The sequence below is a fragment of the Pseudomonas wadenswilerensis genome, assembly GCF_024749185.1.
GTDB lineage: Bacteria > Pseudomonadota > Gammaproteobacteria > Pseudomonadales > Pseudomonadaceae > Aquipseudomonas > Aquipseudomonas wadenswilerensis.
This window is the reverse complement of sequence record NZ_CP087191.1, coordinates 5,080,091-5,093,671: the sequence shown is the minus strand read 5'-3', so window position 1 is coordinate 5,093,671 and position 13,581 is coordinate 5,080,091. Positions and strand designations below refer to the sequence as shown.

Annotated in this window: 13 protein-coding genes; 4 read left to right on the top strand and 9 right to left on the bottom strand. The window is 63.0% G+C overall.

What is annotated here, in order from left to right:
• Together lipA and LOY45_RS23345 are read left to right on the top strand one after the other, a co-directional pair.
• Positions 1-999: a lipoyl synthase gene (gene lipA, locus LOY45_RS23350; protein WP_258578435.1), complete on the top strand. Its 999-nt coding sequence runs from the start codon at positions 1-3 to the stop codon at positions 997-999.
• A 138-nt stretch (positions 1,000-1,137) separates the two neighbouring features.
• A complete protein-coding gene (locus tag LOY45_RS23345; RefSeq protein WP_258578434.1) occupies positions 1,138-2,151 on the top strand; it encodes a S66 peptidase family protein in 1,014 nt (337 codons plus the stop codon).
• Positions 2,152-2,154: 3 nt separating this feature from the next.
• Here LOY45_RS23345 and LOY45_RS23340 read toward each other — a convergent pair whose 3' ends face one another.
• The 5 genes from LOY45_RS23340 to leuS form a co-directional block, all read right to left on the bottom strand.
• Positions 2,155-3,471 (bottom strand): lytic murein transglycosylase, encoded by a 1,317-nt coding sequence (locus LOY45_RS23340; RefSeq protein WP_115085269.1) that lies wholly within the window; start codon positions 3,469-3,471, stop codon positions 2,155-2,157.
• A 61-nt stretch (positions 3,472-3,532) separates the two neighbouring features.
• The gene (arfA, locus tag LOY45_RS23335; protein WP_258578433.1) at positions 3,533-3,697 is read right to left on the bottom strand and encodes an alternative ribosome rescue factor ArfA; all 165 of its coding nucleotides are present in this window, start codon (positions 3,695-3,697) and stop codon (positions 3,533-3,535) included.
• A 131-nt stretch (positions 3,698-3,828) separates the two neighbouring features.
• Positions 3,829-4,866 (bottom strand): DNA polymerase III subunit delta, encoded by a 1,038-nt coding sequence (gene holA, locus LOY45_RS23330; RefSeq protein ID WP_115085164.1) that lies wholly within the window; start codon positions 4,864-4,866, stop codon positions 3,829-3,831.
• 36 nt (positions 4,867-4,902) lie between these two features.
• Positions 4,903-5,508: an LPS-assembly lipoprotein LptE gene (locus tag LOY45_RS23325; RefSeq protein WP_258578432.1), complete on the bottom strand. Its 606-nt coding sequence runs from the start codon at positions 5,506-5,508 to the stop codon at positions 4,903-4,905.
• 65 nt (positions 5,509-5,573) lie between these two features.
• Positions 5,574-8,180: a leucine--tRNA ligase gene (leuS, locus tag LOY45_RS23320; protein WP_258578431.1), complete on the bottom strand. Its 2,607-nt coding sequence runs from the start codon at positions 8,178-8,180 to the stop codon at positions 5,574-5,576.
• A gap of 240 nt (positions 8,181-8,420) precedes the next feature.
• Here leuS and LOY45_RS23315 point away from each other — a divergent pair, with 240 nt between their 5' ends.
• Both LOY45_RS23315 and LOY45_RS23310 read left to right on the top strand, forming a co-directional pair.
• The gene (locus LOY45_RS23315) at positions 8,421-8,735 is read left to right on the top strand and encodes a hypothetical protein (protein ID WP_115085167.1); all 315 of its coding nucleotides are present in this window, start codon (positions 8,421-8,423) and stop codon (positions 8,733-8,735) included.
• 124 nt (positions 8,736-8,859) lie between these two features.
• On the top strand, positions 8,860-9,621 hold the full coding sequence (locus tag LOY45_RS23310) for a YdcF family protein (protein ID WP_258578430.1): 762 nt from the start codon (positions 8,860-8,862) through the stop codon (positions 9,619-9,621).
• On the opposite strand, the gene lnt is transcribed toward LOY45_RS23310, so the two are convergent.
• Genes lnt through LOY45_RS23290 form a run of 4 tightly spaced genes read right to left on the bottom strand, consistent with a single transcriptional unit; the run spans position 9,618 to position 13,480 of the window.
• On the bottom strand, positions 9,618-11,135 hold the full coding sequence (gene lnt, locus LOY45_RS23305) for an apolipoprotein N-acyltransferase (RefSeq protein WP_115085169.1): 1,518 nt from the start codon (positions 11,133-11,135) through the stop codon (positions 9,618-9,620). The genes LOY45_RS23310 and lnt overlap by 4 nt on opposite strands.
• A gap of 8 nt (positions 11,136-11,143) precedes the next feature.
• Positions 11,144-11,983, bottom strand: a complete 840-nt coding sequence (locus LOY45_RS23300) for an HlyC/CorC family transporter (protein ID WP_010222913.1) — start codon at positions 11,981-11,983, stop codon at positions 11,144-11,146.
• A gap of 5 nt (positions 11,984-11,988) precedes the next feature.
• Positions 11,989-12,486 (bottom strand): rRNA maturation RNase YbeY, encoded by a 498-nt coding sequence (gene ybeY / locus LOY45_RS23295; protein ID WP_115085170.1) that lies wholly within the window; start codon positions 12,484-12,486, stop codon positions 11,989-11,991.
• Positions 12,479-13,480, bottom strand: coding sequence for a PhoH family protein (locus LOY45_RS23290; protein ID WP_115085171.1), 1,002 nt, complete (start codon positions 13,478-13,480; stop codon positions 12,479-12,481). Before LOY45_RS23290 ends, ybeY begins: the two co-directional genes overlap by 8 nt.
• Positions 13,481-13,581 lie beyond the last annotated feature (101 nt).

Below are 13,581 nucleotides of genomic sequence, written 5' to 3'. Positions count from 1 at the left end.
ATGACTACTGTTGTGCAAGAATCAGTGCAAAGCGTGACGCCAGCGCCACGGCCGAAGGTCGAGGCGGGTGTCAAACTGCGTGGCGCGGAAAAAGTCGCGCGTATCCCGGTGAAGATCATCCCCACCGACGAGCTGCCAAAAAAGCCTGACTGGATTCGCGTGCGTATTCCGGTTTCGCCGGAAGTCGACCGTATCAAGCAACTGCTGCGCAAACACAAGTTGCACAGCGTCTGCGAAGAAGCCTCGTGCCCGAACCTGGGCGAATGCTTCTCTGGCGGCACCGCCACCTTCATGATCATGGGTGACATCTGCACCCGCCGTTGCCCGTTCTGCGACGTCGGCCATGGCCGGCCCAAGCCTCTGGACGTTGACGAGCCAAAGAACCTTGCCGTGGCCATCGCCGACCTGCGCCTGAAGTACGTGGTGATCACTTCGGTGGACCGCGACGACCTGCGTGATGGCGGTGCCCAGCACTTTGCCGACTGCATCCGTGAAATTCGCGCACTGTCGCCGGGCGTCCAGCTCGAGACCCTGGTGCCGGACTACCGCGGGCGCATGGATGTGGCCCTGGCGATCACCGCCGAGACCCCGCCGGATGTGTTCAACCACAACCTCGAAACCGTGCCTCGCCTGTACAAGGCTGCGCGTCCGGGTTCGGACTACCAGTGGTCGCTGACCCTGCTGCAGAAGTTCAAGGAACTGGTGCCGCATGTACCGACCAAGTCCGGGCTGATGCTGGGCCTTGGCGAAACCGACGAAGAAGTGATCGAAGTGATGCACCGCATGCGCGAGCACAACATCGACATGCTGACCCTCGGCCAGTACCTGCAGCCGTCGCGTAGCCACTTGCCGGTGCAGCGTTTCGTGCACCCGGACACCTTCGCCTGGTTCGCCGAAGAAGGCTACAAGATGGGCTTCAAGAACGTCGCCTCCGGCCCGCTGGTGCGTTCTTCGTACCATGCTGACCAGCAAGCGCACGAGGCCAAGATCAAGCTCTGATCGACGCCGCCGTGCCTCAATGCCGATGCCCGCTACCCTGCGGCATCGGCATTTTTGTTTGCGGCAAGGCTTCCTTGCGCCGTCGAACGGATCGTTGATTTACTGTGGACGGATCAGTCCACACAAGGAGTCGTCTGGATGAACCTTCCCTTCACGCAACAGGCCGGCCTGTTGACGAATGCCCAGCCCCTGCCGGCGGCCTTGCCGGCAGGTGGACTGATTGCAATCATTGCCCCGGCAGGTCCTGCCCAGGTCGATACGCTCAAGGTCAACCAGTGGTTCGAGGCGCGCGGCTATCGTTGCCGGATCTACCCGGGGGTGACCGCCGCCGAGGGCTACCTGGCCGGTAGCGATGCGCAGCGGTTGCAAGATCTGCACAGCGCCTTCGCTGCCGAGGATGTCGATGCCATCATCTGCCTGCGCGGTGGCTACGGCAGCATGCGCCTGTTGGACAACATCGATTTTGGCCTGCTGCGCCGTCACCCCAAGCCTTTGGTCGGCTACAGCGACATCACCGCGCTGCACACGGCCATTGCCCGTCATGCCGGGTTCGTGTCGTTCCACGGCGCCATGCTCAAGTCGGAATTGCTGGGTAACAAGCAGGAACCGACCCTGGCGTCGCTGTTCGAGCAGCTCAGCGGCCGTTTGAGCGCTGGCGATGTTATTGAGCATCCGCAGGCCTGGCCGTTGACCACCATCCTGCCAGGCGCGGCCAGCGGGCCCTTGCTGGGCGGTAATCTGTCACTGTTGTGCGCGACCCTGGGGACACCCGCAGAAATACAGTGTGGCAGCGGTATCCTGTTTGTTGAAGACGTTAACGAACCGCTGTACCGGGTCGATCGCCTGCTGACCCAGTTGCGCCTGGCGGGCAAGCTTGAAGGCATTCGTGGCGTGCTGGTCGGGGATTTTGCCGGGATCACGCTGCAGGCGCTGGCGCCCTTGATGCGTCAGTTCTTCGAGCCGTTGCAGGTGCCGGTGTTGGGGGGATGGCGCAGTGGTCATTGCGACCCGAACCTGACCTTGCCGATGGGGGCCAGGGTGTGTCTGGATGCCGATGGCAAGTGTTTGCGCCTTGAGCAGGATCTGTTTGAGCGCCATCCGCGGGGCAAACCCGCTCCTACCTGTGTAGGAGCGGGCTTGCCCCGCGATTAGGGATCAACGCTGGCGCAGGCTATCCAGCAGCTTGTGCGTCGGATAGCCGTCGGCAGGCCAGCCCATCGCCTGCTGGGCGCTGCGAATGGCCTTGCGGGTGTTGGCGCCGATAATGCCGTCGGCGGCCCCGGCGTCGTAGTTGCGGGCGCTGAGCAGGGTCTGCAATTCGACCCGCTCGCTGCGGCTCAGCGGCAAGTCGTCCTTGGGCCAGGATCCGGCGATGTAACCCGAGCCGTCGAACCGTTGGCCAAGCAGGCCGACGGCCATGGCGTAGGACGACGAGTTGTTGTACTTGAGGATCGCGCGGAAGTTGTCCAGCACCAGGAACGCCGGGCCGCGATAACCGGCCGGCAGCAACAGGGCGGCAGAGAGCTGCTCGCTACCGGTAGGCAGACGTACGCCGGCAGGCAGTTTCAGCCCCAGTTGCAGCCATTCGGAGACTGTCTTGCGCTGGCTGCCATCCGCCAGCCAGTAATCGAAGCCAGGCGCCAGCTGCACCTCAAAACCCCAAGGCTCGCCGCGTTTCCAGCCGGAGCTCTGCAGGTAGTGGGCAGTGGAGGCCAGGGCGTCAGCCGAGCTGTTCCAGATATCGCGACGGCCATCGCCATCGAAGTCCACGGCATGGGTGTTGTAGGTGGTGGGGATGAACTGGGTCTGGCCCATGGCGCCGGCCCACGAGCCTTTCATGGCGTCGGGCTGGATATCACCGTTTTGCAGGATCTGCAGGGCCGCGATCAGCTGCGCCTGGGCAAAAGCCGGGCGGCGGCCTTCATAAGCCAAGGTGGCCAGGGAGCGGATCACCGATTTGTTGCCCTGGAACTGGCCGAAGTTGCTTTCCATGCCCCACACCGACACCAGCACGTTGCGATCAACGCCATAGCGTTGTTCGATCTGGCTCAGCAGTTCAGCGTGTTTTTCCAGCAGGCCCTTGCCATTGCGAACGCGCAGCGGCGACAGCGCGCCATCGAGGTATTCCCATACCGGCCGGGTGAACTCCGGCTGGCTGCGGTCAGCCTTGATCACGTCCATGTCAGGCGTGACGCCGAGGAAGGCGCTGTCGAAGGTGCTGGCGTTGATGCCCGCTTGCAGGGCTTGCTGACGGAAGCCTGCCTGCCATTGGGCAAAAGTTTGCAGCGGCTGGATTTCAGTGCTGGTGTCGACGGCGGGGTTGGGCAGGGTGACTACCGGAGCAGGCTGGGCAGGGGCCAGCGGCAGTGCATCGGCGGCGGTGGGTTTTTCCGCGCAGGCGACAAGCAGGATGAGGCTGGAGGCGGCAATCAGCTGACGAGGTTGCCAGCGACGGGAAAGACAAAGGGGCATGCACAGGTCCAGGTATTTCAGGTCAGGTGTCGACCATACCATGCCTGCCGAATTCTTGCCTTTATGCGGCCAAAAAGTAAGAAGCCTCCCAATCTCTCGATTGGAAGGCTTCGCGGCGGTAGCTGCCTTTGCCTTTGCCTGCGGGTTCCTGGCGGCTACGGAACAGAGGCTGGGCAACGATTGATTTGGCCTTGTTGGGCCTGGGTTTTGCGGGTTTTTTGCTCATGACAGGGGATCCTGCTGGGGTGGGTGTGGAGCGCAATATAGGCGTTGAAGCCATCGCTGGCAAGCCAGCTCCCACAGGGACGGTCGTGGGAGCTGGCTTGCCAGCGATGGGCTGCAAAGCAGCCCCCGGCTTCACTCCGCCGGCAACGCCAGGCGCTGCCCGGCCATCAACAACGACAAGCGCGCCAGGCTGGTCCAGGCCGAACCCTGTGCCTGGCCCTTGATCTGTGCGTCGATACGCTGGGCATCTTGCAGCAACTGACTCCAACGCTGCGCCGAATGGCGTTGCAGGGCCTTGCTCATCAATGGCTTGCGCTTGTCCCAGACCGGTGGCCGGGCCTGGCTGAAAGCCTTGTCCAGCGGCACGCCCTGGCTGAACTGCTGGGCAAGTCCGGCCAGCAGGCGCAGCTCCCGGGCCAGGGCCCAGAGAATCACGGGTGGCTCGACACCTTCGCCGCGCAATCCCTCAAGCATGCGCAAGGCGTGGGCCGCCTCGCCATTGAGAATCGCATCGACCAGGCCGAAAACATCGAAACGGGCGCTGTCGGCTACCGCCGCCTGCACCGTTTCGACCGTGATCTGATTGCCTTCGGCCAGCAGCTTGAGCTTCTCGATCTCCTGGGCCGCCGCCAGCAGGTTGCCTTCAACCCGGGCGGCGATCAGGTCAACTGCGTCGCGCTGGGCGCTCAACCCGGCCTGGGACAGGCGCTGGCTGATCCATTGCGGCAGCTGGTGGCTGTCTACCGGCCAGATCTGTACGAACTGGGCGTGTTGGCCTTCGATCAGTGCCTTGCCCCACTTGGTCTTCTGCGCGCTGCCATCGAGTTTGGGCAGGCTGATCAGCAGCAGGGTGTCTTCAGCGGGGTTGGAGCAGTATTCGATCAGCGCCGCCGCGCCTTTGTCGCCGGGCTTGCCGGAGGGTAAACGCAGTTCGAGCACACGGCGCTGGGCAAACAGCGACAGGCTGGCCCCGGCCTGGAGCAGGGTGCCCCAGTCGAAGTTGGCATCGGCGCTGAACACCTGGCGTTCATCGAAACCTTGCTGGCGTGCCGCGGCACGCACGGCATCGGCGGCTTCCTGGCACAGCAGCGGGTCATCGCCACTGATCACGTAGACCGGCGCGAGGCTGCCTTGCAGGTGTTTGTTGAGCTGGGCGGGAGTGAGTTTCATGATGGCAGACGGGGCACCGAAGTGCCCCGTTCATTCTCAGTTGACCGGCAGTTGCAGCGGCGATTGCTGAGGCGTTTCGTCCTGGGCACGGCGGGCGGCTTCCAGGGCGTCGGCTTCGGCCTTGGCGCGTTCGTCAGCCTTTTGCTGCAGGCTGTCGAGCTGGCTTGGGGTCAGCAACTGCAGGCGCACGAGCATGTTCTGCACTAGATCGCGGCGCATTTCCTTGCGAGTCTGGACGGCTTCCTGATCGGAACCGGTGATGTTGTTGCCGTCATGCACGTAGATCTTACGCACTTCGATCTTGTCGTTGAGCAGGTTGGCGTCGTTTTGGCCTTCGATGCTGAAGGTCAGCACGGTGGTCAGCTCATACTCGGTAGAACGACCTGAACCGGCGTAGCTCGCCGCACGCTGGGACTCTTGCTCGTTGGTCAGCACCAGCTTGTAAGGTGCGCCGGCGTGGACGTTGACGCCGCTGCTCTGCAGGGCCTGACGCAGTTTGGTCACGGTTTCGCCGTAGGCGTTACGCGCGCTCAGGTCCAGTTCCTTGATCGCCAGTTCCGTGTTGCCAGTACCGCGCAGCTGGAAACCGCAGGCGCTGAGCATGACGGCCAGGCCCATTACCAGCAGATTGCGTTTGATCATGTTGTAGCTCCCTTGTGGGCCGATTCTGTGCGCCGGCCCGCGCTATGGCGGGCCGGCGTTTCCTGTCAGTTGGCGACGATGTTGACCAGCTTGCCCGGTACCACGATGACCTTGCGGATGCTCAGGCCTTCGGTGAAGCGCAGCACGTTCTCGTTGCTGCGGGCGGCGGCTTCGACTTCCTCGCGGCTGGCCGCGGCCGGCATTTCGATCTGGCCACGCAGCTTGCCGTTGACCTGGATGACCAGGACGATGCTGTCCTGGACCAGGGCGCTTTCGTCCAGCACCGGCCAGGCGGCGTCGATCACGGCGCCCTGGTGACCCAGTCGCTGCCACAGCTCATGGCTGATGTGCGGGGTGATCGGTGCCAGCAGCAGGGCGACGGCTTCCAGGCCTTCGTGCAGCAGGGAGCGGTCCTGTTCGCTGGCTTGCGGGGCCTTTTCCAGCACGTTCATCAGGGTCATCACCTGGGCGATGGCGGTGTTGAACTTGTGGAACTGACCGACATCGGTGCTGGCCTGCTTGATGGCAGCGTGGATGGCGCGGCGGATCACTTTTTGCCCGTCATCGAGGCTGGCGATGTCCAGCTTGCCCGGCAGACCCTGGGCTACGTGGGCCTGAGCCAGGCGCCAGACGCGGCGCAGGAAGCGGTTGGCACCTTCGACACCGGAGTCGGACCATTCCAGGCTCATGTCCGGTGGCGAGGCGAACATCATGAACAGGCGGCAGGTGTCGGCGCCGTAGGCTTCGATCATCGCCTGCGGGTCAACGCCGTTGTTCTTGGACTTGGACATCTTCTCGGTGCCGCCGATCTCGACCGGCAGACCGTCGGTCTTCAGCGTGGCGCCGATGATCTTGGCCTTGGCATCGCGCTCGATTTCGACGTCGGCCGGGTTGAACCAGTCCTTGCCGCCATTGCTGGCAACGCGGTAGTAGGTTTCGGCGACGACCATGCCCTGGGTCAGCAGGTTCTTGAACGGCTCGTTGGAAGTGACCAGGCCTTCGTCGCGCATCAGCTTGTGGAAGAAGCGCGCGTACAGCAGGTGCAGGATCGCGTGTTCGATACCGCCGATGTACTGGTCGACCGGCAGCCAGTGGTTGGCCGCTTTCGGGTCGACCATGCCGCCTTCGTAGTTAGGCGAGGCGTAGCGGGCGAAGTACCAGGACGACTCGACGAAGGTGTCCATGGTGTCGGTTTCGCGCTTGGCCGCGGTGCCGCATTTAGGGCAGCTGCACTCGTAGAACTCGGGCATGCGCGCCAGCGGCGAGCCGGCGCCATCGGGGACGACGTTTTCTGGCAGGGTGACCGGCAATTGGTCTTCCGGTACTGGAACATCGCCACAGGCTGGGCAGTGGATGATCGGGATCGGGCAGCCCCAGTAACGCTGACGGCTGATGCCCCAGTCGCGCAGGCGGAACTGGGTGCGGGATTTACCCAGCTCTTTCTTGATCAGTGCCACTTCGATGGCGTCGAAGGCGCCCTGGAAGTCCAGGCCGTCGAATGCGCCGGAATTGATCAGCTGGCCATGCTCGCCGTAGGCGACCAGCCACTCGCTGCCGACTTCATCGCCAGCGCTGGTACGGATCACCGCCTTGACCGGCAGGTTGTACTTGTGGGCGAACTCGAAATCGCGTTCGTCGTGAGCCGGAACAGCCATGACCGCGCCGTCGCCGTAGTGCATCAACACGTAGTTGGCGACCCACACCGGCAGTTTTTCGCCGGTCAGCGGGTGCTCCACGAACAGCGAAGTGGCCAGGCCCTTTTTCTCCTGGGTGGCGATGTCGGCTTCGGCGACGCTGCCGCTCTTGCACTCATCGATGAAGGCTTGCAGCTCGGGGTTGCCCTGGGCGGCCTGGGTGGCCAGCGGGTGTTCGGCGGCAACGGCCACGTAGGTGGCGCCCATCAGGGTGTCCGGACGGGTGGTGAAGACCTTCAGGGCCCCGGCGTGGCCGATGCTGGCCTGATCGTAGGGGAACTGCACTTCCATGCCGCGGGACTTGCCGATCCAGTTGCGCTGCATGGTCTTGACCTGCTCAGGCCAGCCCGGCAGCTCATCGAGGCTTTCCAGCAGCTCGTCGGCGTAGTCGGTGATCTTGAAGTAGTACATCGGAATTTCGCGCTTCTCGATCAGCGCGCCCGAACGCCAGCCGCGGCCGTCGATGACCTGCTCGTTGGCGAGTACGGTCTGGTCGGCCGGGTCCCAGTTCACGGTACCGTTCTTGCGGTAGATCACGCCTTTTTCGAACAGGCGGGTGAACAGCCACTGTTCCCAGCGGTAGTAGTCCGGCTTGCAGGTGGTGACTTCTCGCGACCAGTCGAATGCCAGGCCCAGGCTCTTGAGCTGGGTCTTCATGTATTCGATGTTTTCGTAGGTCCACTTGGCCGGGGCGACGTTGTTCTTCATCGCGGCGTTTTCCGCCGGCATGCCGAAGGCGTCCCAACCCATTGGCTGCAGCACGTTCTTGCCGAGCATGCGCTGGTAACGGGCGATCACGTCACCGATGGTGTAGTTGCGCACGTGGCCCATATGTAGCTTGCCGCTTGGGTACGGGAACATCGATAGGCAGTAGTACGTGTCCTTGCCTGGCTGTTCACTGACTTCAAAAGACTTTCGCTCATCCCAGTAAGACTGGGCGGCGGCTTCGATTTCGCGGGGCTGATAGAGTTCGTGCATGGCTACTTTGCGCTGAGAAATGGGAGACCTTATCCAGGCAGCGATCAAACCGCTGCATCGGCAATCCGGTGTCAAGTATGGTGAACGGCCTAGCATACATGACCCCTGTCCATCGAGGGAAACCCTGATTGCACCGCCTGTGGCGCGGCGGGCCGTTGGTCGCGGCGTCCTGCTGCTTTTACGAGTAACGCTAAGCTCATGTGTGGGGGGAGATACATCTACCTTCAATGAGGTGAACGGATGGGAGAGTCGCAGCAACAAGCAACGAAACCGGAGCTTTACGAACGGCTGATCGATCGTCTGGGCCTGGCCCTCGAGGTCGCCAGAACTTCCGTTCGATTACGCGATGAAGTGCCTGCTGAATTGGAGTTGCGTGGTCTGAGCCGCGCTGAATTCGAAGTGATCAAGGCCTATCTGGAATCCCTTCCGGAAGGCGGGCATGGACGCGTCGGCGCATTGCCACAACCGGAGTCGCCGCCTGCGGCCAGAGTCGTCTGGCTCAAGGACAAGCGTTCCGCTACCACAGCAAAGTCCAGGACGCTGCAATTCAAGTAGCCGTTCGGGTTTTTCCGGCGCAATGCGGAGTGCGCCACTGAGTCAATAACTTCTCTGATCGACACCTGGCTATTGTTGCCAGGTGCCGATCGTCTTAGGCTGCGCACCTCCAAGGAGGTGTCCCGTGCCGTTTCGCTATCTCATCAAACAAATGATCATGCCGCCTGGCATTCTGTTTTTTTTGCTTATGGTTGCCTGGTGGCTGCGCGGGTCCTGGCCGCGGCTGTCGACCCTGTGCTTCGTCCTGGGCTTGGGCGGGCTGTGGGTGATGAGCCTGCCGATTATGGTGGAGCAGGCCGCCTATCGACTGGAAAGCGAACCGGCACTGGCCACCAGCCAGTGGGCAGGGCTTAGCCAGCATGCCGATGCCATCGTCATCCTCGGCGCCGGCCGCGAACGCGGTGATCCGGCCTGGGATTCTCAGGACCAGCCCACGGGCGTTGCCATGGAACGCATGCGGTACGCCGCGCAGTTGGCGAAGGCGTCGGGGTTGCCCGTGTTGACCAGCGGCGGCCTGCACTACGATACGCCACCCAGCGAAGCGCAACTGATGGCCGATGCCCTGCAACGTGACCTGGGCGTGACTGTACGCTGGAAGGAAGAGCGCAGCCGCACCACCTGGGAAAACGCCCAAATGAGCGCCGAGCTGTTGCAGCCCCTGGGGATCAAGCGCGTGGTGGTGGTAACCCAGGCCTGGCACATGCAGCGTTCACGCTGGAGCTTCGAGCAGGCGGGGTTTGAAGTGGTGCCGGCACCGGTGGGCTTTCTCGGCCGCGATCACGCCCGGCCTTTCGGTGGCTGGCTGCCGGAAGGTAAGTCCATGTGGCAGAGCGGCCAACTGCTCAACGAGGCAGTCGGCCTGCTCGGCTACAAACTGTTCTACTAGACGGTCTTGGCGATCCGGCTGGCCAGCAGGGCCCAGCCCAGCAGCAGTGCGCAGAGAATCACCAGTGGCCAGGAGCGCCATTGCAGGTACGGGGTGAGTTGCTGCATCGGCACCACTTCGCCGTAGAGGATGCCGCGCTCGAACTGCGGGATCTGCGCGGTGATCCGCCCGAACGGGTCGATCAGGCCGGTGACGCCATTGTTGGTGGCGCGGATCATCCAGCGTCCGGCCTCCAGCGCGCGCATCTGGGCCATCTGCAGGTGCTGCAGGGGGCCGATCGAGGTGCCGAACCAGGTGTCATTACTGATGGTCAGGAGAATATCGCTGCGCGCCGCCAGGCTCGCCGCAAACTCCGGATAGACCACTTCGTAGCAGATATATGGCGCGATCTGATAGCCCTTGGCCTGCAGCAGAGGCTGGTCAGCCGGCCCGCGGGCAAAGTCCGACATTGGCAGGTCGAAGAAGGCGATCAGGCCGCGGAGCATGTCCTGCAGCGGCACGTACTCGCCGAACGGCACCAGTTTTTGCTTGAGGTAAGTGCCATCGCCTTCGCCGGTTACGGTGATGCCGTTGTAATAGCGGCGTTGCTCGTGCACCACTTCGCGCACCGGCAACCCGGTGATCAGCGCCGAATTACGCTCGGCGGCGAAGTTGCCCATCATGTCCAGGTAACCCTGGGCTTGTTCCTTGAGGATCGGCACCGCGGTTTCCGGCCATACCAGCAGGTCGACCGGTTTCGAGCTGAAGCTCATGTCGCGGTACAGAGCCAACTGGGCGTTGATGTGTTCCGGGTTCCATTTAAGTTCCTGCTCGACGTTGCCTTGCAGCGCAGCGACAGTCAGCGGCTTGCCCGCAGGGCTTGTCCAGGCGTGGTTCTTCAGCGCCAGGCCGATTGCCCAGGGTGCCAGCAGCAGGACGATGGCCACCGCCAGGAACGATTTGCGCGCCCGCAGGCGTGGCAGGTTGCACAGCAGCGCCGCGCACAGGGCCAGGCAGAAGGAGATCAGCCACATGCCACCCAGCGGTGCCAGGCCCGACAGGGGGCCGTCAAGCTGGCTGTAGCCGGAGTACAGCCAGGGGAAACCGGTAAGGAACCAGCCGCGGAAAGCTTCCTGGCCTACCCACAGGGCGGCGAAGCACAGGGCATCGGCCAACGGCGCCTCGTTGCGGCGCAGCCAGCGTGCCCAGAGCCAGGCGGGCAGGGCAAAGAACCAGGCTATGGCGGCGAAGAACGCCAGCAACAGCCCGGTGGCCAGCAGCGGCGTGGCACCGCCATAGGTGTTGATACTGACGTAGATCCAGCTGGTGCCAGCGGCGTACAAGCCAAAACCGAAGCACCAGCCGCGGCCCAGGGCCTGGCGCGGGCTAAGCTCGCGCAGGCCGAGGTAGAACAGGCCGGCCGCGAGCAATGCCAGCGGCCAGATGTCGAACGGCGCCAGGGCCAGGGTGGTGATTGCACCGGCCGCCACGGCCAGCAGGTTACCGGGCCAGCCGGGGCGGGTGATCCAGCGCATGGTTGTCCTTAACGGGTAATAGGGGTCAGACGCAGCAGGTGAATCCGGCGGCTGTCGGCGTTGAGAATGCGGAAACGGTACGGGCCGATCTCGGTGGTCTCGTTACGCTTGGGCAGGTGGCCGAAGGCGCTCATGACCAGGCCGCCGACGGTGTCGAATTCGTCGTCGGAGAACTGGCTGTCGAAGAACTCGTTGAAGTTTTCGATCGGGGTCAGCGCCTTGATCAGGAAGTCGCCACTGGGCAGCGGCTTGATGTAGCTGTCTTCCTCGACGTCGTGTTCGTCTTCGATGTCGCCGACGATCTGCTCAAGTACGTCTTCGATGGTCACCAGGCCCGCCACGCCGCCGTATTCGTCGATGACGATGGCCATGTGGTTATGGTTGGCGCGAAATTCACGCAGCAGAACGTTCAGGCGCTTGGACTCGGGCACGAAGGTGGCCGGGCGCAGCAGGTCCTTGATGTTGAAGCTGTCGCCGTTCTCCTTGAGGATCAGCGGCAACAGGTCCTTGGCCAGCAGCACACCGAGCACGTCGTCATGGCTTTCGCCGACGACCGGGTAGCGCGAGTGCGCGGCGTCGATCACCGCCGGCAGGAACTCACGTGGCGACTGGGTCGCCTTGATGCTCATCATCTGCGAGCGCGGCACCATGATGTCGCGCACTTGCAGGTCGGCGACCTGGATGGCGCCCTCGACAATGGTCAGCGCCTCGCTGTCGAGCAGCTTGTTCTGATGGGCTTCGCGCAGCAGCTCAAGCAGCTCCTGACGGTTTTTCGGCTCGTGGGCAAAAGCCTGGGTCAGTTTGCCCAGCCAGGACTTTTGCCCGTTGCTCGATCGATCTTCGCTCATGGCGGTTACTCGTGATCCTTTGCAGATATCAGTGTTGAAATGTCGTCGTGTTCGTCGTCGGCGTACGGGTCCGGATGGCCCAGTTCCGCAAGCAACGTGCGTTCCAGTGCTTCCATTTCCTCGGCCTCATCGTCGTCGATGTGGTCGTAGCCCAGCAGGTGCAGGCAACCGTGGATGACCAGGTGCGCCCAGTGGGCGTCGAGCGCCTTGCTCTGTTCGGCGGCTTCGCGCTCGACCACGGCGATGCAGATCACCAGGTCGCCCAGCAGCGGGATGTCGAGCAGTTCATCAGGCACGTCGGCCGGGAAGGACAGCACGTTGGTGGCGTAGTCTTTGCCTCGCCAGGTGAGATTCAGTTCACGGCCTTCGGCTTCATCGACCAGACGAATGGTCAGCTCCGAATCGGCCGTGCGCTGGCGCAGGGCCAGCTCGCACCATTGGCGGAACTGCTCTTCGCTCGGGTGGTTCGCATCGCTTGCCAGCTGCAGATCGAGCTCAAGCATCGCGTTGTTTGCCTTCGGTCGGGTTCTGCTGCTGGCTGTCGAAGCGCTCGTAGGCTTCGACAATCCGCTGCACCAACGGGTGGCGGACCACGTCCTTGGGCTGGAAGTGCGTGAAGCTGATGCCCGGCACACCCTTGAGCACCTCGATGACCTGGGTCAGGCCCGACTTGGTGCCACGTGGCAGGTCGACCTGGGTGATGTCGCCGGTGATCACGGCGGTGGAGCCGAAACCGATACGGGTGAGGAACATCTTCATCTGCTCGACCGTGGTGTTCTGGCTTTCGTCGAGGATGATGAAGCTGTTGTTCAGGGTACGGCCGCGCATGTAGGCCAGCGGGGCGATCTCGATCACCTGGCGTTCGATCAGCTTGGCCACGTGCTCGAAGCCGAGCATCTCGTACAGCGCGTCGTACAGCGGACGCAGGTACGGATCGATCTTCTGCGCCAGGTCGCCAGGCAGGAAGCCGAGCTTTTCGCCCGCTTCGACTGCCGGGCGTACCAGCAGGATGCGCCGCACCTGTTCACGCTCCAGGGCATCGACGGCGCAGGCCACGGCCAGGTACGTCTTGCCGGTGCCGGCCGGGCCGATGCCGAAGTTGATGTCGTTGCTGAGGATTTCCTTCACATAGCGCTGCTGGTTCAGCCCGCGAGGACGAATCATGCCCTTGCGTGTACGCAGGGAAACGCTGACTTCGTTGACGGCCGGATTTTCCAGCTCTTCGACGGCCGATTCCTGCAGGTACAGGTGGACCATTTCCGGCGACAGGTCGGTGGCCTTGGCTTCGCGATAGAGCCGGCGCAGCAGTTGCTCGGCAGAGGAGGTGTGTTTGGGTTCGCCGATCAGCTCGAATTGATTGCCGCGGTTGCGGATTTCGATGGCCAGGCGCTGTTCGATCAGGCGCAGATGCTCGTCGAACTGCCCGCACAGGTTGGCGAAGCGATGGGCCTCGAAGGGCTCTAGGATGAAGCGATGTGGTTCGATAGGTGCGTTCAAGGTCGTTTTTCAGCCGCCCAACGGCAAAGGATATGGTCTCAAGGATAACCCTAGCCGCTGCAGGGCGAAAGCGCTGAAACGATCAAGGGTCGCCGGGCCTG